Below are 17,336 nucleotides of genomic sequence, written 5' to 3' on the forward strand. Positions count from 1 at the left end.
AGGTTATTAATAGTGAGTGTTAATGATTCGGGGTTTATCGATATCCGTCTGGATACTTGTGCAGCCTTTTAAGATCAGGTCAAAATCAAAATCAATAACAACTCTTTTGAAATTGCTATCTCTAGCAACTTGTATATTAATAAATTGAGGTTTTGATTCTAATTCTTCCTTAATAGCTTCGGCGACACAACCTACTACCTGATCAGTAATTATTTTAGGCATAAAGCCAATGCCTTTAGACAACTCAGCATGAGATATAAGGGTAAGAGATTTCTTGCTGATCTCATTGTAAGGAACCATTAATCGACCTTGGATATTTCTCTTATAATCCTTACAGGTTAAATAACCTTGTTTTCTCTGATGACCTTTACGGATTATCCTAATAATGGTAATTAAAGCGATGTTTAGCGCCAATGATGCGATGATAAGTAGTGTGGCCATGTCTACAGTTCGTTTGTATATTTCAACTTCAGATCATCAATTGACTCGAAAATTCCGAGCTTAAAAAGGACTGCCGCGTCCCGTTCTACTTGGGCGCCATTAGAATAAGCCCAGCCATCCAGCAAGAGGATATCGGTGCACTCCGTTAATACTTGAAATCCTTTTTTGTAGAACTTTGGATCGGACGGATCCGAAGATTTAATGCCGATACAGAAGTCATGAGGATTGCGTGCGTCAAAGCCTATGGCGTTGAGTTCTTCTTGTGCAGCATAAAATGCTTGTTTATTCAGATCAGGTTGACCACTTACAGGGCCTGCGATATATACGATTGGTTTTTCCATTGTTTTAATTTTTTTTAGTCAATAGTTCAGAACCCTCCCGGCTAAATGGGAGGAATAGAGGCGAAAAGAACGAGGTGCTTTAGCCTGCCTTACCTTGACACGGGTTTCCTATGAAATGGCGTTTGATAATACTGGCTTGATGCTTCCGCACACCAGAGAATAATTGGATAAATAGTTCCTATAAAGTATTCGTAACAGGTCGATTGTTTTGACGGCTGAAGGAAAAAAAACGTGTTTTGCTTGTCCGTAACCGCTTTCACAAACTTTGGCAATCGACATTCGTGATTAGCCTTCAGCATTGATCGGATGATCTGTATGGCGAACATCTCTTTTTGACCATAGCATTTCCTAATCGCGAAAGCTTTCTCCCTTTGGTTGACAAACTTTGTCAATTTGTCCTGCATGTATTTCAGAGTTTGGATCTGCAGAACAGTTTGGACTGATAATGCGGGAACATTTGTCAATCTTTTCGATGGCATCCTTAAGTGGGCTGGATACTGTACGACCAGGATCTGATCCTTTTCGTAGTAGATATGAGACAACATCGCAAAAAAAATTAATTATTTTTTGGGTTGAATTCTAGATCCAAATTTTCCTTTAGGACTGCGCGAATCTCTGTAATGACTACAGGGTTGTATTCTCGTTTAAGCGTTGAAACCTCCTTTGTTATCAATACTTTAGAGTAATTGTGGCCCAGTTTTTTTAGACGTTCAAATACTACTGATTTGATACCTGCATTACAGTTCTTGTACAGAAAGAGCACTTCTTCTGGCTCTAATTTGATTTGGGATTGTGTTGTTTTATTTGACATTGATAAATTTTATTATACCTTTGTCATACTTTTTAAGTGGTACAAAAAATGTATGACAAAGAGAGTGAGTAAATAATAGCGAGAATGAGAGGTCCAATTCTAGTTCTCGCTATGTATTATAAATTTTATTACACAACAAATGTATCATATATTATGACAATTGTCAAATAATATATTACATATTTTTATTTTTCAAATGCAACACCCTATAAGTGAGCGGATTAATTTTTTAATAAATCATTATACACAAGGAAATGTGTCCTCATTCGCTGATAGAATAGGATTAACTAGACAATTGGTTAATCGTTTATTCCATCCAGATCTGTCTTCAAATAAGTATCCTTCACCATCGTTAAATATGCTGACAAGCATTCTTCAAAATTTTCCTGAAGTTGATGCTAATTGGTTTATGATAGGAGAGGGAGAGCCATTTAAGAAAGATTTGGGCAGACTCGAAATTAAAACCAATTCAGTAGATAAAGATTGGAAATCGATGTACTTCGAAATTCTCGATGAAAAGGATATATTAACTAAGAAATATATGACACTACTTGAAAAAGTGGCGAAACCTTAAATTTTTTATTATGAAAAGAATATTATTATTAACCTTTATGCTGATTGGTTGTCGGTTATTTGCTCAAGAATGGAAAGTTGTAGAATGGGATGGCAAATCTCAGGGTGAGATTAGATCGGCCCTTAAGGTGTGGGTAGCCGATTATTTTAAAAGTGCAAAAAATGTAATCCAGCTTGACGAACTTGATAGAATTATAATAAAAGGGAATAATGGTATTTATGAAGTTTCTGAAACAAAATATGGATCAATACCTGTTGATTACACTTTGAACTTTACAATTGATTTTCAAATTAAAGACTCTAAGTTTCGATATCTTGTAAAAGATCTTATTCTAAAAACACCGTTAGTCTCTTTTACTCCAGAATCTTTGAAATTAGCAAACGATGAGAATCGTACCGCTGCTTTGAAATATAAAGGTAATTCTAGGAAAGCAATGGAGTCTGGCGCAGATGCTATTGATCGAGTGTTAGATCGGAGCAAGATATTTTTGTCGCACCTTAGTGAAGACATCGAATCAATTCCTTTAAAAACAAAATCAGAAACTGAAAATTGGTAATTGTCTAAAAATTTGTAGACAATTCGTAGACAAACGCTGTAACTGTCTATATATCAAGATCAATAGTATTTCGGCTCCGGGTACTAAAGCTTCTCAATAGAGAAGCTTTTTTTATTTACTGGGGGCTTTTATAGTTAGATTAAGGCACTCTTAAGAGGTTACGTATTCATTTCCAATTTCACTTCCAGAATTAATGGACTCATTCTTTTGGTTTTCGGCTTTTTCCATTAAAATTAAAATGTAGTAGAAATAAAAAACACCACAATACGGTGTATTATGGTGTTACATGAATATGTGGTTTGATTAGTTTTTTGCTAAGACCATTTCTGGTTCTTCTTTTCCACCATGACAGGTTTTACAGGAAATAGCTTTGGCGGGTGAGCTATCCCAGCTACGATTAAAATACTTTTTGTTTATCTTTTGGGTCATCTTAATCATCGCTCGTCCAATTTCTTTTTTGTGGTTATCATCACTCGCAAAATCCATTTTTTTGGGGTCTTCCTTCGACGGTGCATGACAGAAACCACATTTTACGCCCAAGGCGACATTAAATTCCTTCATAGTGGAAATCAATTCGTCGTGGGAGATATTTTTGGGAAGAACTTTGAGATTGGTCGGTTTTGGTTCTTCTTTCGGCTTTTCCTGTTGGAAGCCAAATGCACTCAAAGCAAGGGCGATAGTAAAGACAGATACAATTGCACCAAGTTTATTTATTGTTTTCATTTCTCTTTTCCTTTATAGCTTAGCTAAATATAGGGAGAAAGCGATAATTTTCAAACAGAAAATGAAGTTAATATGACAATTTAGATTGATTATTATTTACGTACTGCATCCGTAACATTCCAGCTCTGACTATTGGACTGGTAGTTAATCGTTAATAATTTTCCGGTAATAGTTACTATTTTTAATTCTGTTGTATCGGTGGAGGTCCAAGTACTATCATTGGTTTTATCAAATCGAACGCCTGTGATATTTGGGATGCCTGTGAAAAACTCAATTTTATAGGTATCGGTACCATCGCGCAGCACGCGTATCAGGCGATTATCCCGGTCCACTTCAATGGAATTCCCTTGGTATTTAACACGACCGATAAAGCTGCCCGAAGCGTCCGCAGCCCCGCCAGTATTTTCATTTTTTTTACACGCGATAAATAAGATAACGAATAAAACGGACAAGATCAAAGACTTAAACAACTTCATGTGTGTAATTTTTTGTGCTAAAATAAGCTTTTTTGCCCAAAATCTCAATTGATTAAGCCAGAAATGATGTTAATGGTCAATGCAACGACAAACGTATTTAAGGCAAAGGAGAGGAGGCCATGAAATAATGCTACTCTTCTTATTTTTTTTGACGATATTTCCACATCAGATACTTGAAAGGTACAGCCCATCACAAATGAAAAATAAGCAAAATCTAAATAATCTGGATGGTCATCTCCTGGAAACTCCAGTCCAGCTCCATTTGCGTGATGTTCGTAGTATAATCGCGCATAATGAAAGGTGTATATGGTGTGAACCAATATCCATGAAGCCAACATGGCCAGCATACAAATAATAATAATATAGGCATCATTGAGCTGTTTATCCTTACTTGATATAATAATCATTAATACGGAAATAAAACAGCCAATGGTTACCAAAATGATCAAAAGGGACACAAAGAGACGGCTACCATCTTCTTGCTGTGCTTTGTGCGCAATGGTAGAAATAGGTGTGATGTAGAATGTATACCAAGATATAGAAACGTAGGAAAGACAAAAACCAAACCAGCACAACATCAAATTGAGCAGGGGGATGGTTTTAATGGGAGAGATGAAGTAGATCAATAAAAAAATACAGACCGAAATCATTGCCCTATGAATGGATTGCATTCGATGTAGGTAATAGTTTATTTTTTCCATTTCACGTTGTATTAACAATCAAACTGTTCTTCTGCATCAAAAATCAATGGATTGCCATGATTGGAAAGCAGCAGTAATAGCGCCTCTTCCTCATAATTCCTTGGATTGGAAAAAATAAAATCCAGCGCGCCATCCCGGTCAATATCTCCAACAAATAATGTCCTCATAAATACATGGTCATATTGATCTACCTGAAAAATTGTCTTTTCTTTATCTCCGTTAGTTGGGCAATAGTTGAGTTTATAATTGGCAACCTCATGAAATACTTTCTCGTGACCGTTTTCGTCGGTTTGCACTTCAGTCGATCTAATATCACCCACTGCTTTGAGGTTAACTTTTTGGTTTTTAAAAGTATACTGTACAGATTCTTTTGGCCAGATTTCGGCCTGATTTATTTTGACATGTTCAATAAGACCAGGCTTAAGTCCGCTTAACTTCAAGAATAACAATGAATTTCTGCGTGATTCGACACTCTTAGACGGTACCTGAGCACACTCGTCAAAACCATCTTTAATCACATAATCCGCCTTTGCCAAGTAATATTGTCCACTTTCTTCGTAAAGATCATACCATTCTTTATTTAAGATAACCGTTGGATCTTCCTTTTCCCAGATACGGTAACTACGAACAAGGAAAATCTGACCTTTAGCAGGGTCTGCTTTTTGGTAAATAGAAGATGTTGTGTCATCCACAGTCGATACCGCTAAACTGTCTGATACTATTTTTTTATCAGGTCGATCTTGCTGTTGTTTTGTTGTCTGGTTTGAACATGCCTGCAGGGAGAGCAAACCCAATATCAGGCTGAAGGAAAAAAAAATATTCATATACGGTGAATTTTGCTTAAATATATAAAATTCACCGTATATAAAGTAGTTTGGATTCTTAAGCAAGTATTTCTTTCAACAATGATAATGAATGGAGACACTTTTCATCATCAAAGATATAGGAAGTCGTCATGATCTCGTCCACTTTGTGATCGTTAACGAATTTTTCTATTTCCGGAAGGATTTTAGGGCCATCCCCAATAAATGCACAGGAAGCCATACTTTGCACAGCTTGCTCTATCGCGGGAATGCCTTTGTAGATAACTTCTTGAGTAGGTTCTGAAAGTGGTCTTCTGGTATTTGTCACAATACCAGCGAATAGATTATAGAAGCTTGTTGCTAAGAAATTGGCTTCTTCCGTACTATCGGCGGCGATAACATTGACACAGGAAATGAAATATGGTTTCTCCAATGCATTGGAAGGAACAAAATTTCGATGATAGATCATGCTTGCTGAGGCAAACTGTGCCGGAGCAAAATGCGTTGCAAAAGCATAGGGAAGACCTAAGCTAGCAGCTAAATAGGCACTATCGGTACTTGACCCGAGTATATAGAGTGGGATGTCCAATCCTTCTCCTGGAAATGCACGTACTTTTGCGTCGTAGTTGTCTCCACTGAAGTAGCGCTGTAAGTCTTTTACCTCTTGTGGAAACTGAAAGGCTGTATTCAAGTTGTTTCTGCGTAAAGCCATTGCGGTCAATTGATCAGTGCCCGGTGCTCGTCCTAAGCCAAGGTCGATACGCCCGGGGAACAAGGTTTCTAATGTTCCAAATTGCTCTGCAATAACTAAAGGAGCGTGATTTGGTAACATAATCCCACCAGAACCCACGCGAATAGAACTGGTATTTGATGCAATATGTTGTATGAGGAGTGAGGTTGCTGAACTGGCAATATATTCCATATTATGATGTTCGGCAACCCATATTCTTTCAAAATCTAATTTTTCTACATGTTGGGCTATTTTTACGGTGCGAGCCAATGCGCTTGCTGTATTCTCTCCTTTTTTGATCGGAGCCAAGTCCAATGCTGATAACGCTATTTTATCCATGCATTAAAATTACGGAGAAGTTATTCGACAATTGTAATGAAAATGTCTAATCTAAAATCCGTTGGGTATGTATGACACTAAGTTGATCATTCACGGTTGTCGTAAAAAATGTGAACGAGTCACCAGCGTTTTTGATTTTAAATTTCTTTTTGATCTCTTCGGTCTTCAAGGGAAAATTTTTGGCGATGATATCGGAATTCAATGCTCTTTTATTTTTCTTAAAATCTGTAAATGATTCCACCTGTTTGATGATGAATGTTTTACCGGGAAAATTTTCGATCTTTTGATCGGAGGTGTAGAGATGGGTGTTTTTATGGAGTTTTTTTACCTTGAATACTTCGGCAATAGTCTTAAATGCTCCGGCTTTGGAAAGAGCTACATCTGGTTCGTATAAATAGGATAGCGGCCTACTGTAGTCATTTGAAATTGCACGTTCATTTTCGTAAGTGAAAGATATAATCTGCTGTTGTTCTTGATATAACCTGACTGCGTGGATGCAAGGTTCAGCTTCGTATCCTTTCTCCTGAACAAAGATAAGTTCTTTGCAGTCGTTTTGCAAAGAGACGACATAGACGTCCTTAACATGTTGCAGCATGTGTATCGCTGCAGAAATATCTAATAGTGGGGCTAGCTTACTTATTATCTTGTTGGCATGTTTGAAAAACTCATCCTGCAAGGCAACCAAATTAGGTTCACATTCATCAAGTAGAAACACTTTTTTGTTTTGAACTCTTCTTGAAGGATCCAAATAGATATAATCAAATCTTCTCTTTGGATCGTTTAGTATATATTCAACTCCATTTGCCGCAATGATCTGAAGATTTTCTGCTTTCAATATCTTTGCATTATGTTGGGTGATTGCAGCGAGTTCGGGATTGAGTTCGCAGGATGTTACTTGCTTTGCCCGCTTAGAGAAGTAAAAGCTATCAACACCGAAGCCACTGGTAGCATCAATTAAATGGCTGTTGTTTTCGATGAGTGAACTTTTAAATAATCCGGTTTTCTCGGAAGAACATTGTTCGAGATTGAGTTTGGTGGGGAAGTAAATCCCTGCTGTTTCGGCCCATAGTGGAATTTTGCCGCTCGCCCGTTGTCTACCATCGAGTTGTGCTGCGAGCTCGGAAGATGATATTCCTTCAAAAGGAGATTTTTTTAAAGCGATTTTAGTCGGAGACTCCAGTTTGTTTCGTTCTAAAAACTGTTGAGCCTCCTCTTGAAGGATTAATGTGTTCATTTATATTTTCTTAACGAGAAGTTGGCAAGTATAGGTATCCTTTAGTTCGCTAATAACTTCTTTATCAACCAAAACGCGATCAATGGTTTCTTGATTATAATAACGGATTGTAATGAGTTCTAGCCCAGATTCATACCTGACTTTGAATTTTTGCTCCAGTTCGTTAATTAAGTCGACTAGATTTTTTCCAGTATCATCGACGGAGACCGTAAAGTTGATCGCCGTATTATGCATCATATTAATTTTAATACGATGCTCATGAAATAGGTTGAAGATGTCTCTCAGATTGTCTTCAACGATAAATGAGAAATCCCTCGGGGAGATGGAAATAAAAATCTGGTTCACCTTAAAGATGAAGGAGGGCACAGGTAAAGTTTGGTTTGTACTCTTTATCATTGTTCCAGGTGAGTCAGGGTCTACAAAGGATCGCACATTTAATGCGATCTTTTTATTCTGAAGCGGCTTGATTGTTTTCGGGTGAATAACCGTAGCCCCATAATAGGTAAGCTCGATAGCATCGGTATAAGATAGCTCAGGAATCAACTCGGTTTTCTCAAACCACTTCGGATCCGCATTAAGTACACCTGGAACGTCCTTCCATATAGTTACATTTTCGGCATTTAGACAAGAAGCAAAAATTGCCGCAGAGTAATCGGAACCTTCACGGCCCAAAGTAGTTGTGAAATTTTCAGAGGTAGAACCTAAAAATCCCTGCGTAATTACAATATACTCGTCTAGGATGGCTGGCAGTTCGGCACGGATTTTTTCTTCCGTTTTGTTCCAGTCTACGACAGCTTCGCGATAGGTGTTGTCCGTAAATATATAATCTCGTGCATCTAGCCATTTTACCTTTTCACCAATGAATGCAACGTAAGCTGCAACAATCTTGGTGGAGATAAGTTCACCCATCGAAACAATTTGATCGAAAAGATAATCATATGAATCTTGAGGTTCTTCCTCTAAAATCCACTCGATCTCCACAAAGCAGTTGGAAATCTCATCAAATATAGGATGTTTAGCTTCAGGGAATAATTCTTGAAGGATTTGAAAGTGAAATGCTTTCGCCTCTTCGAGTGTCTGAAATTGGTTCCCCGTGTTGTTAAAATATTCTTTGGTCAATTTCTCTAGAAGGTTCGTTGTCTTTCCCATGGCGGATATGACGACTAACAAGGCGTCGCCTTTGTATTTAGAAATAATCCGCGCCGAATTTCTGACACTTTCAGCATCTTTTACTGATGCACCCCCAAATTTAAAAACCTGCATTTATTTATTAGTTTAGTTGATTGCTAGTTGATACTATTAATATAGTGTAATCCTTTTTCTGAAATCAGATGTTTAAATGTTGTATAAGGAATACGTAATTCAGTATTTCCTTCAGCATAAGATTTGATTTCGTATACGTTGTAGTAAAACAGGATGTCGTTTTTTTCAAAAGTGAAGTTATCGGCCAAAGAAAATTTACCGTCTTCAAAAAAGTACTTTCCATTTAGGGAATCATCAGCACTTAATCCTTCTTGCTTACGGAAGTATTGCTCGGCGATTTGAACGAATTTATTTTTGTTCTCTTCCTGAATGATATCATTGATTGTAATTGCACTGTTAGATTGACGATCAAAATTGGAGTACAGCGTGAAATGGTCCCCATGCGCTCCACCAGTATATTCCTCTTGTTTGGTTCTTATACCCAAGAAAACAGGCGTATTGACGATCACATCAATCTGTAGATCCCGATTCCAGGTTGATGTAGATTTGCCATTATTGTCTTCCACATATTCGTTGTATGAATTTATAAAACGATGTGCTGCATCTGCCATGCTTGTGTCGCCTTCAAGATGAACGATACTTGATATGAGGGTATTGATTTTATTTTCTTGGAAAATCGGGTATTTTGCGCGAAAATAAGTTGTGTCCAAGCGATCATCTTCTTTTAGAAAATAATTGCTATGCTCATCGATGATTTTTTGACTATAGGAAAGTGTGTCTGTGGGCTGTTTCGCTATAGCGGCCTTTTTGTGGTCACTGCAAGCGGACAGAACGCAGCTAATAAATAATACTATTAAAAAAAAGTAAAATCGCATTGAATTGATGATTCTCGTTATTTAATACGTGATTGACACATTAATCCATTCGGCATCGAAGTTTGCTTTATATTTTTCATAAAACTTTATAGCTGGCTCATTCCAATCGAGGACCTGCCACACCATGCCATGAAATCCACACTGTTTGCCGTAAGCTAAAGTTTTATCAAAAAGCAGCTTGCCTATCCCTAAACCTCGCATTCTTTCGGTAACAATCAAATCTTCCAAATAGAGTCTTCTACCTTTCCAGGTTGAATATCGGACATAATATAATGAAATTCCGACAATTTCGCCATCCACTTCGGCAACAAATGCACCCCAAACGGGATTCTTTCCAAATCCTGCATCTTTAAATTCTTCAAGCGACACGGTGACCTCGTCCGGTGCTTTTTCAAAAATAGCTAATTCTTTAATTAGCTCAAGCATTTGGGTGCAATCACTTTCAATTGCCTCTCGTATCGTTGTTTTAATCATTGTTTTTGAAGTGTTTGATTACTCTTTTGCCAAATATTGTGCTTCCAATCCGTACCATTGTCGAACCTTCTTCAATCGCTAGCTTATAGTCTGAAGACATTCCCATGGATAGGATATTGAAATACTCTTCCTTCCGGTAGAAACTTACCTTAATTCCATCGAATAACATTTTTAACTCATAAAATTCGGCTTTAATTACCTTTTCATTATCTGTATTGGATGCTATGCCCATTAAGCCACAGATCCGAATATTTTTTAATTCAAGAAACTCGTCGTCGCGAAGAAGTTCGATTAGTTCAGCATGGTCGAAACCGAATTTTGTTTCTTCTTCTGCAATATATACTTGCAGCAAACAGTCGATTGTGCGGTTCGCTTTCTGCGCATGTTTGTTAATTTCCTTTAATAATTTTAAAGAATCAACTGACGCAATTAAGCTCACGAATGGTGCAATATATTTGACCTTATTTGTTTGAAGGTGACCAATCATATGCCACTGAATATCATTAGGTAAAAGAGCGGCTTTTTCGACTAATTCTTGAACATGATTTTCACCAAATATACGCTGTCCCGCCTCGTAGGCTTCCATAATGTCCGAATTGGATTTTGTTTTTGAAACTGCTACAAGTTGTACGCCAACAGCCTCGGTTTCCAATCTTAACGCTTCTAAATTACTAGCAATACTCATTTCCGATATAGTTTTGATGATGTAAAAAGTGCCAAATGTCGGTGCTTTTTGTAAATTTGTACAAAACTACAAAATGCTACGATTAATACTGAATCTACTTGCAGTGATTTTTTTATTTGGTTCTTGTATCGGAACTGGGGAGAAAGATATTATCTCCCAAGGTAAGTTTGTGGATGCATTGACCGAAATTCAACTGACAGACTCCTATCTTAATATTTTACCCATTGATAGCGCACGTAAAGTGATGTTGCCTTTGTATCAAGTGACCTTTGATAAATATGGATTGGATTCGGTTTCCTTTCGAAAGAACTTAGACTATTATGGTAAGGATGCTGAAGTGATGTCTGCGATATATAAAAAAGTGGAGGATAATTTAACGAAGGAAAATAAGATTTACGCCGATATAGAACGGAAAAAACAAGATTCAATTCGAACGCGCGATTCAATCCAGAATATGCGTATTCAAGATAGCACCAATCGCGTTATGCGTGCACAGCAGGCGTATCAGGAACGAATTGCAGCACTTGTCCATTATCTGCCAAATAAGGCGAAATTCAACTTTAGAGAAGCTTCTTCCTTGTTTAATACCGACTTTCAAACGAAGACCGGTATGAGCATGAACAGTTATCTCATGAATCAATTGTCGGTCGGTAATTCAAATTTACCAATTGAATCGCCTTCTTTACAGAAAGACACGACTTCCCAACTGAAAACACCTGGTACTTCAGTCAAGGATACTGTTGTGACACAAAACCATGTGGAGCCACAATTACCAACAAATGAATTGGAAAAAAGACCAATTCTTACGCCGCCGCGGCACATCAAGCCACCGACGGAACTTTAACCATCAAAGAATATAATTTCTATGGTATATCCAATAAATGCAATTGCTAAACTCGGGTTTTCCGAGATAAAAGATAAAATAAAACAAAAATGCCTAAGCGAGTCTGGGCGTGAATTAGTTGAAAAAATTCAACCTCAAACCCGGTTTGACCAAATCGACCGATTTCTAAGACAGACCAGCGAGTTTAAGGATCTTCTGATGAATGATGGCGCATTTCCAGTTGAAAATTTCTTTCCGCTTAAATCCATTATTGAGAAAGCTCGGGTGGAGGGCGCGTTCTTATTTGAAGATGAATTCTTTCGGGTATTGTTATCCCTCAAGACTGTTTACGCTATTATCCGCTATTTTAATGAACGGGAAGGACTCTATCCTAATCTAGAGGTCTTGTTTGAGCATTTACCGATTGAGAAGGGGATTATTCGCGATATCGAAATGGTCATTGACGAGCGTGGAAAGCTTAAAAATAATGCTTCCCGATTACTATTGGAAATAACCCAACAGATTCAACGGGCAGAACAGGAGGCGCTTAAACGTATCAATAGTATCTTTAAGAGCGCACAGGACAGTGGCTGGACAGCGGATGGGAATTTGACCATACGGGATGGAAGGCTCTGTATTCCTATTCTTGCGGAAAATAAAAGAAAGCTCAAAGGTTTGATTCATGATGAGTCCGCTACGGGACAAACGGCTTATATAGAGCCTGAAGAAGTATTTCAGTTAAATAATAAAATTAGGGATCTAGAGTTTGAACGTAGGCGTGAGGTCATCCGTATTTTAGTCGAACTAACGGACAAGGTCCGGCCACATATTCCGCTCTTGCTTTCCTATCACAGCCTATTAACCAAAGTAGATTTTGTGCGAGCGAAAGCACTTTTTGCCTTGGATATTGAGGCGGAGATGCCCGAGTTATCGAAGGAGGCTGAGATTAATTTGGTCAATGGTCGACACCCGCTTCTATTGCTGAATCAGCATCATATTGTTGTTCCATTGAACATTCAAATCGATCATATTCAGCGTATTATTGTTGTATCGGGGCCGAATGCTGGTGGGAAATCTGTGTGTATGAAAACGGTTGGTCTTTTGCAAATCATGGTGCAATCGGGCTTATTAATACCAGCGGAACCAACAAGTAAAGTCGGTGTTTTTAAGCAGATATTTGCAGATATAGGGGATGATCAATCCATTGAAAGTGACTTAAGTACCTACAGTGCGCATCTATCCAAAATGAAATATTTTACAGAGTTTGCAAATGGACGTACTTTGGTACTGATCGATGAGTTTGGAACCGGTACCGACCCTTTGTTTGGTGGACCTATTGCTGAGGCTGTATTGGAATCCCTTAACAAAAAACAAATCAGGGGAGTTGTGACCACCCACTATTCAAATCTCAAAGTTTTTGCCAGCAATACGACAGGTCTGGAAAATGCTTCAATGTTATTTGATAATCGCGAAATGAAACCGATGTATATCCTACAAATTGGTAAGCCAGGAAGCTCTTATGCTTTTGAAATCGCACAGAAAATAGGATTAGGTAAGGATATTTTGGAGTCTGCTAAAAGTAAAATTGGTGTTCAGCAGAAGAAGGTAGATACATTATTGATCGATCTTGAGCGAGAAAAGAAGGAGGTGTTTGATACAAAAGTTGCTATTAATAAGCGTGAAAAGGAACTGGAGTCAATTAAATCGGATTATTTGGAATTACAAAGTTATTTAGAAGAAAATAAACGTGTAATTTTGAAGAAGGCGAAAGAGGAAGCGCAGCAAATTATTAAAAGTTCGAACAAGCTAATCGAAAATACGGTAGCGCAGATCAAATCTGCAAAAGCAGATAAGGAGAAAACTCGTGAGTTGCGCAGCAATTTGGATAAGGCACTTCAAGCTGTTCTTCCCAAAGAGCAAAAACCAGTAAAACAAATCGTCAACGAGAAAACACCGGAATCCACTGTATTAAATATTGGGGATTGGGTGCAAATTATTGATAATGGAGCTGAAGCGCAGATTGTCGAAATTGCAAAGAACAACCTTATTCTTGCCATGGGTGAACTGCGTACTGTTCAAAAGCGAAAGAATGTGATTAAACTCGAGGGACGGGAAGGGAAGAAGTCTGCAAAAAGTCTATCAAAATCATTATCTTCCAGTAGTGTAGCTGATTTCAAGCCAGAACTTGATTTAAGAGGCATGCGCACAGAAGACGCACTGCATGAATTAGAACGTGTTCTGGATCGGGCCGTCATGATAGGTTACCCGTCCTTAAAAATTATTCATGGTAAAGGCGATGGTATTTTGCGCAAATTTATTCGCGACTACCTTCGTAAATATAGCCATGTAAGTCGTTTTGAGGATGAACACCAAGATCGTGGGGGCGATGGTATAACTTACGCTTATCTATAGTCTAAATTGCATGGAGCTGACATGTTCGAAGCTCCGTGTTTAATCTTTCTGTAAAGTTCGGCATGGAGAATATCATTAACTTTTTGACTAGTGAGCCTTTGTTAAACGCTCTCACTTCAATTCTGTGTGGCAGTTTAATTGGTTTTGAACGTGAGTATAGGAATAAATCTGCTGGATTTCGGACGGTAGTGCTTATTTGTTTCGGTTCGGCAATGTTTACGATTATTTCCTGTTTGTTTATTGGCAATAGTACTGATCGCGTTGCTGCAAATATTGTGACTGGTATAGGCTTTATTGGTGCTGGTGTGATCTTTAAGGGCAAACTATCGGTTAGTGGTCTCACAACAGCGGCCGTTATTTGGGCGACAGCTGGTATTGGCATGTTTGCCGGATTGGGGCAACTGGTTTATGCGATTTCCTTTGCTGTTTTTATGGTGGTGATACTCGCGCTTTTTCAGCGGATCGAAATTCTTCTGGCTCGTTATTACCTAGTTCGTTCTCTACATGTAAAATTTAGTTCCAATGAGTTTTATCACTTACATGAGTTTGAACAATTGGCATTGGATTTTAAGATTAAAGCTACCAGGCGTGTTATTGAAAAGATCAATGGAAAGTTGGAAGTTATGTATGATATTTCTGGTAAAATGACTGATTTAGATCGTTTTAACCAACAATTGGCAGGCTCATTAGTTATAGATGAGTTTTACTATAACAAATAAACACATCTATAACTAACCACATGGTAGCTTAGGTCGTTTCTTTACCCCCGAAAGTTATCAAAACCATGCCTGAAATAATGACAAACATACCCAGTACCTGCTGCCAGCTCAATGAACTTTTAAAATATAGCGCCATCGCCAATTGGACTGTCAAGAATGTACCGCCTGAACATAGGGCAATTACGATAGGTTGAGAGACATTCTTAAATAACTGCACAAGAAACCAACTTGCTGATAAAAGAATAATGTTTCCAATAATTAAAGTAGTCCATTTATATTTTGGATGTATCCCGCCAAGTTTAAACAGGATAGATGAAATAATTTGACAGGCCCAAAATGCCACAAAATATATATAGTTCAGCATGGCTTTCTTATTCGTATCTACTGTAAGCACTATTAAAAGATTGGCGCATCAATGCGAATTGGTCGATCACACTTTTCAGAAATTCTTCGTCAAGTAAATCAAAGACACCATTTACACCGCCAATTATATCCATTTCTGCGATTTTATAGGATTGTTCTAAGTTTCCTTGTTCAAATTTAATAATGAATTTTTGATTCATACCAAAGATTGAAATCTTGCAATCGGGATGGGGGAGTTCAGCTATTAATCTCATGTAAATTTCGTGTTTTTTAAAATTAGCATAAAAGTATAAAAAAACGCCCAAATGCAATGCATTTGAGCGCTCAGGATTATGATATGATTAGAAAAAGGCGTGTTATACGATACCTTGTGCTTTCATCGCGTTAGCGACTTTTATAAAACCACCAATATTGGCACCTTTCAAATAATTAACAAATCCACTGTCTTGACCATATTTCAAACAAGTTTCGTGAATGCTTTCCATAATGGTTTTTAAGCGATTGTCAACTTCTTCTGTACACCATTGTGTACGGATTGAGTTTTGAGACATTTCCAAACCGCTGACAGCAACACCACCAGCATTCGCAGCTTTACCAGGCGCAAAACTAATTTTTGCGTCTAGAAAAACTTTAATAGCTTCAGCAGTAGAAGGCATATTGGCGCCTTCAGCTACGCACGTACAACCATTTGCAACAAGCGCTTTAGCATCCGATTCTTCTAATTCATTTTGTGTTGCACACGGCAATGCGATATCACACTTAAACTGCCATGGCTTTTGACCAGGTAAGAATTGGGCGTTCGGATAGCGCGCTGGGTACTGATCGAGGTTTCTTCCCAAAGTAGCCCCAAATGCCATTTTTTCAGCGTCAAAACCATCGGGGTCATAAAGTGTACCCAGGCTATTTGATACCGTAATTACTTTGGCTCCAAGTTGAACGGCTTTTTCAACAGCGTAAAAGGCTACGTTGCCAGCACCAGATACTGTAGCTACTTTACCTTGTAAAGATTTTCCCTGATATTTGAAGATACAGTCAACAAAATATAGGAGCCCATAACCGGTCGCTTCAGGACGAATATATGATCCACCCCATAATTCACCTTTACCTGTTAGAACACCTGTAAAATTGTTTTGAAGTCGTTTAAATTGACCAAATAAGAAGCCTATTTCGCGTCCGCCAACGCCAATGTCGCCCGCAGGAACGTCTGTATCCGCGCCAATATGACGATAAAGTTCGGTCATAAAGCTTTGACAAAAACGCATAATTTCATTGTCTGATTTACCTTTAGGGTCAAAATCAGCCCCCCCTTTACCACCACCAATTGGTAGTCCTGTTAAGCTATTTTTAAATACTTGCTCAAAAGCGAGGAATTTTAAAATACTTTGGTTAACAGATGGAGCGAAGCGGAGACCACCTTTATATGGGCCGATTGAACTGTTCATTTGAACACGATAGCCACGATTTACCTGTACTTGGTGGTTATCATCCAACCATGTTACGCGAAAAGATATAATACGCTCAGGTTCAGTAAGTCTCTCAAGAATTTTTTGGTCGAAAAAATCGGGATGATTTTCAGTGATATAAGGAAATAAATCCTCAGTAACTTCCTTTACAGCTTGTAAGAATTCTGGTTCATTTGGATTACGTTTCTCAACGATTGAAATGAACTCGTTAAAGTTTTTTGACATGTTTTAATTAGTAAAATTTCCCTTTGGCTGGCACTAATTTATATAATTTTTAACGAAAAACCAATATTTGTTAATTATTTACAATTATTAATGTGTTTTGATGAAATTTCATATTTTATTATAATTATTCAAAACCGATTAATTAAGAGAGAAATGAAGGAAAAATGAACACATGACAGTATTTTATTCGAGTTATTATTAAAAAAATAGAATCATTTTCGTTTTTGACAAAATAACTGTAAATACTGATGATCATTGATGAATATTTAATAGCTGATAGTTTTTTCTGATTATTTGATAAATATACCAAACCCCTATCTTTCTCTTATATAGCATTTATAATTTATATTATGTTAAATAATGAA

Annotated in this window: 21 protein-coding genes; 5 read left to right on the forward strand and 16 right to left on the reverse strand. The window is 37.7% G+C overall.

Annotated features, from left to right (window positions below):
• Positions 1 to 6 precede the first annotated feature (6 nt).
• From AAH582_RS12105 to AAH582_RS12115, 3 genes are all read right to left on the reverse strand, one after another.
• On the reverse strand, positions 7 to 441 hold the full coding sequence (locus tag AAH582_RS12105; protein WP_343322313.1) for a hypothetical protein: 435 nt from the start codon (positions 439 to 441) through the stop codon (positions 7 to 9).
• A 2-nt stretch (positions 442 to 443) separates the two neighbouring features.
• On the reverse strand, positions 444 to 782 hold the full coding sequence (locus AAH582_RS12110; RefSeq protein ID WP_343322314.1) for a DUF4406 domain-containing protein: 339 nt from the start codon (positions 780 to 782) through the stop codon (positions 444 to 446).
• A 556-nt stretch (positions 783 to 1,338) separates the two neighbouring features.
• Positions 1,339 to 1,593 (reverse strand): hypothetical protein, encoded by a 255-nt coding sequence (locus AAH582_RS12115; RefSeq protein ID WP_343322315.1) that lies wholly within the window; start codon positions 1,591 to 1,593, stop codon positions 1,339 to 1,341.
• A gap of 160 nt (positions 1,594 to 1,753) precedes the next feature.
• Here AAH582_RS12115 and AAH582_RS12120 point away from each other — a divergent pair, with 160 nt between their 5' ends.
• Together AAH582_RS12120 and AAH582_RS12125 are read left to right on the forward strand one after the other, a co-directional pair.
• A complete protein-coding gene (locus tag AAH582_RS12120; protein ID WP_343322316.1) occupies positions 1,754 to 2,167 on the forward strand; it encodes a hypothetical protein in 414 nt (137 codons plus the stop codon).
• A 10-nt stretch (positions 2,168 to 2,177) separates the two neighbouring features.
• Positions 2,178 to 2,723, forward strand: a complete 546-nt coding sequence (locus tag AAH582_RS12125) for a DUF4468 domain-containing protein (protein WP_343322317.1) — start codon at positions 2,178 to 2,180, stop codon at positions 2,721 to 2,723.
• Between the two features lie 303 nt (positions 2,724 to 3,026).
• On the opposite strand, the gene AAH582_RS12130 is transcribed toward AAH582_RS12125, so the two are convergent.
• From AAH582_RS12130 to AAH582_RS12175, 10 genes are all read right to left on the reverse strand, one after another.
• Complete coding sequence (locus AAH582_RS12130; protein WP_053003604.1) at positions 3,027 to 3,446, reverse strand: c-type cytochrome; 420 nt, start codon at positions 3,444 to 3,446, stop codon at positions 3,027 to 3,029.
• A 92-nt stretch (positions 3,447 to 3,538) separates the two neighbouring features.
• Complete coding sequence (locus tag AAH582_RS12135; protein ID WP_343322318.1) at positions 3,539 to 3,922, reverse strand: hypothetical protein; 384 nt, start codon at positions 3,920 to 3,922, stop codon at positions 3,539 to 3,541.
• A 44-nt stretch (positions 3,923 to 3,966) separates the two neighbouring features.
• On the reverse strand, positions 3,967 to 4,623 hold the full coding sequence (locus tag AAH582_RS12140) for a DUF1345 domain-containing protein (protein ID WP_343322319.1): 657 nt from the start codon (positions 4,621 to 4,623) through the stop codon (positions 3,967 to 3,969).
• Between the two features lie 11 nt (positions 4,624 to 4,634).
• Positions 4,635 to 5,447, reverse strand: a complete 813-nt coding sequence (locus AAH582_RS12145; RefSeq protein WP_343322320.1) for a hypothetical protein — start codon at positions 5,445 to 5,447, stop codon at positions 4,635 to 4,637.
• A gap of 58 nt (positions 5,448 to 5,505) precedes the next feature.
• Complete coding sequence (locus AAH582_RS12150) at positions 5,506 to 6,495, reverse strand: LLM class flavin-dependent oxidoreductase (protein ID WP_343322321.1); 990 nt, start codon at positions 6,493 to 6,495, stop codon at positions 5,506 to 5,508.
• Positions 6,496 to 6,541: 46 nt separating this feature from the next.
• The gene (locus AAH582_RS12155) at positions 6,542 to 7,729 is read right to left on the reverse strand and encodes a THUMP-like domain-containing protein (protein WP_343322322.1); all 1,188 of its coding nucleotides are present in this window, start codon (positions 7,727 to 7,729) and stop codon (positions 6,542 to 6,544) included.
• Positions 7,730 to 8,992 carry an aspartate kinase gene (locus AAH582_RS12160; protein WP_343322323.1) on the reverse strand — a complete coding sequence of 421 codons (1,263 nt, stop codon included), beginning with the start codon at positions 8,990 to 8,992 and terminating at the stop codon, positions 7,730 to 7,732.
• Between the two features lie 23 nt (positions 8,993 to 9,015).
• Positions 9,016 to 9,807 (reverse strand): DUF3298 and DUF4163 domain-containing protein, encoded by a 792-nt coding sequence (locus tag AAH582_RS12165; RefSeq protein ID WP_343322324.1) that lies wholly within the window; start codon positions 9,805 to 9,807, stop codon positions 9,016 to 9,018.
• A 21-nt stretch (positions 9,808 to 9,828) separates the two neighbouring features.
• Positions 9,829 to 10,281 (reverse strand): GNAT family N-acetyltransferase, encoded by a 453-nt coding sequence (locus AAH582_RS12170; RefSeq protein ID WP_046673395.1) that lies wholly within the window; start codon positions 10,279 to 10,281, stop codon positions 9,829 to 9,831.
• A complete protein-coding gene (locus tag AAH582_RS12175) occupies positions 10,274 to 10,966 on the reverse strand; it encodes a YggS family pyridoxal phosphate-dependent enzyme (RefSeq protein WP_046673394.1) in 693 nt (230 codons plus the stop codon). The genes AAH582_RS12170 and AAH582_RS12175 overlap by 8 nt, the downstream gene beginning before the upstream one ends.
• 73 nt (positions 10,967 to 11,039) lie before the next feature.
• Here AAH582_RS12175 and AAH582_RS12180 point away from each other — a divergent pair, with 73 nt between their 5' ends.
• From AAH582_RS12180 to AAH582_RS12190, 3 genes are all read left to right on the forward strand, one after another.
• Complete coding sequence (locus AAH582_RS12180) at positions 11,040 to 11,810, forward strand: DUF4296 domain-containing protein (protein WP_343322325.1); 771 nt, start codon at positions 11,040 to 11,042, stop codon at positions 11,808 to 11,810.
• A gap of 21 nt (positions 11,811 to 11,831) precedes the next feature.
• Positions 11,832 to 14,201 (forward strand): endonuclease MutS2, encoded by a 2,370-nt coding sequence (locus tag AAH582_RS12185; RefSeq protein ID WP_343322326.1) that lies wholly within the window; start codon positions 11,832 to 11,834, stop codon positions 14,199 to 14,201.
• A gap of 62 nt (positions 14,202 to 14,263) precedes the next feature.
• Positions 14,264 to 14,920, forward strand: coding sequence for an MgtC/SapB family protein (locus AAH582_RS12190; protein WP_343322327.1), 657 nt, complete (start codon positions 14,264 to 14,266; stop codon positions 14,918 to 14,920).
• 28 nt (positions 14,921 to 14,948) lie between these two features.
• On the opposite strand, the gene AAH582_RS12195 is transcribed toward AAH582_RS12190, so the two are convergent.
• From AAH582_RS12195 to gdhA, 3 genes are all read right to left on the reverse strand, one after another.
• The gene (locus AAH582_RS12195; protein ID WP_231585243.1) at positions 14,949 to 15,284 is read right to left on the reverse strand and encodes a hypothetical protein; all 336 of its coding nucleotides are present in this window, start codon (positions 15,282 to 15,284) and stop codon (positions 14,949 to 14,951) included.
• A 7-nt stretch (positions 15,285 to 15,291) separates the two neighbouring features.
• Entirely contained in the window at positions 15,292 to 15,537 is a 246-nt protein-coding gene (locus AAH582_RS12200) for a hypothetical protein (protein WP_046673390.1), read from the reverse strand.
• 102 nt (positions 15,538 to 15,639) lie between these two features.
• Positions 15,640 to 16,971, reverse strand: coding sequence for an NADP-specific glutamate dehydrogenase (gdhA, locus tag AAH582_RS12205; protein ID WP_046673389.1), 1,332 nt, complete (start codon positions 16,969 to 16,971; stop codon positions 15,640 to 15,642).
• Between the last annotated feature and the right edge of the window lie 365 nt (positions 16,972 to 17,336).

The organism is Sphingobacterium multivorum (assembly GCF_039511225.1).
Taxonomy (GTDB): domain Bacteria; phylum Bacteroidota; class Bacteroidia; order Sphingobacteriales; family Sphingobacteriaceae; genus Sphingobacterium.

Bases quoted from the DNA above. Each gene is read 5' to 3' on its own strand.
- AAH582_RS12105 (WP_343322313.1), bottom strand. From the start codon at position 441: ATGGCCACACTACTTATCATCGCATCATTGGCGCTAAACATCGCTTTA.
- AAH582_RS12110 (WP_343322314.1), bottom strand. From the start codon at position 782: ATGGAAAAACCAATCGTATATATCGCAGGCCCTGTAAGTGGTCAACCT.
- AAH582_RS12115 (WP_343322315.1), bottom strand. From the start codon at position 1,593: ATGTCAAATAAAACAACACAATCCCAAATCAAATTAGAGCCAGAAGAA.
- AAH582_RS12125 (WP_343322317.1), top strand. From the start codon at position 2,178: ATGAAAAGAATATTATTATTAACCTTTATGCTGATTGGTTGTCGGTTA.
- AAH582_RS12130 (WP_053003604.1), bottom strand. From the start codon at position 3,446: ATGAAAACAATAAATAAACTTGGTGCAATTGTATCTGTCTTTACTATC.
- AAH582_RS12135 (WP_343322318.1), bottom strand. From the start codon at position 3,922: ATGAAGTTGTTTAAGTCTTTGATCTTGTCCGTTTTATTCGTTATCTTA.
- AAH582_RS12140 (WP_343322319.1), bottom strand. From the start codon at position 4,623: ATGGAAAAAATAAACTATTACCTACATCGAATGCAATCCATTCATAGG.
- AAH582_RS12145 (WP_343322320.1), bottom strand. From the start codon at position 5,447: ATGAATATTTTTTTTTCCTTCAGCCTGATATTGGGTTTGCTCTCCCTG.
- AAH582_RS12150 (WP_343322321.1), bottom strand. From the start codon at position 6,495: ATGGATAAAATAGCGTTATCAGCATTGGACTTGGCTCCGATCAAAAAA.
- AAH582_RS12155 (WP_343322322.1), bottom strand. From the start codon at position 7,729: ATGAACACATTAATCCTTCAAGAGGAGGCTCAACAGTTTTTAGAACGA.
- AAH582_RS12160 (WP_343322323.1), bottom strand. From the start codon at position 8,992: ATGCAGGTTTTTAAATTTGGGGGTGCATCAGTAAAAGATGCTGAAAGT.
- AAH582_RS12165 (WP_343322324.1), bottom strand. From the start codon at position 9,807: ATGCGATTTTACTTTTTTTTAATAGTATTATTTATTAGCTGCGTTCTG.
- AAH582_RS12170 (WP_046673395.1), bottom strand. From the start codon at position 10,281: ATGATTAAAACAACGATACGAGAGGCAATTGAAAGTGATTGCACCCAA.
- AAH582_RS12175 (WP_046673394.1), bottom strand. From the start codon at position 10,966: ATGAGTATTGCTAGTAATTTAGAAGCGTTAAGATTGGAAACCGAGGCT.
- AAH582_RS12180 (WP_343322325.1), top strand. From the start codon at position 11,040: ATGCTACGATTAATACTGAATCTACTTGCAGTGATTTTTTTATTTGGT.
- AAH582_RS12185 (WP_343322326.1), top strand. From the start codon at position 11,832: ATGGTATATCCAATAAATGCAATTGCTAAACTCGGGTTTTCCGAGATA.
- AAH582_RS12190 (WP_343322327.1), top strand. From the start codon at position 14,264: ATGGAGAATATCATTAACTTTTTGACTAGTGAGCCTTTGTTAAACGCT.
- AAH582_RS12195 (WP_231585243.1), bottom strand. From the start codon at position 15,284: ATGCTGAACTATATATATTTTGTGGCATTTTGGGCCTGTCAAATTATT.
- AAH582_RS12200 (WP_046673390.1), bottom strand. From the start codon at position 15,537: ATGAGATTAATAGCTGAACTCCCCCATCCCGATTGCAAGATTTCAATC.
- gdhA (WP_046673389.1), bottom strand. From the start codon at position 16,971: ATGTCAAAAAACTTTAACGAGTTCATTTCAATCGTTGAGAAACGTAAT.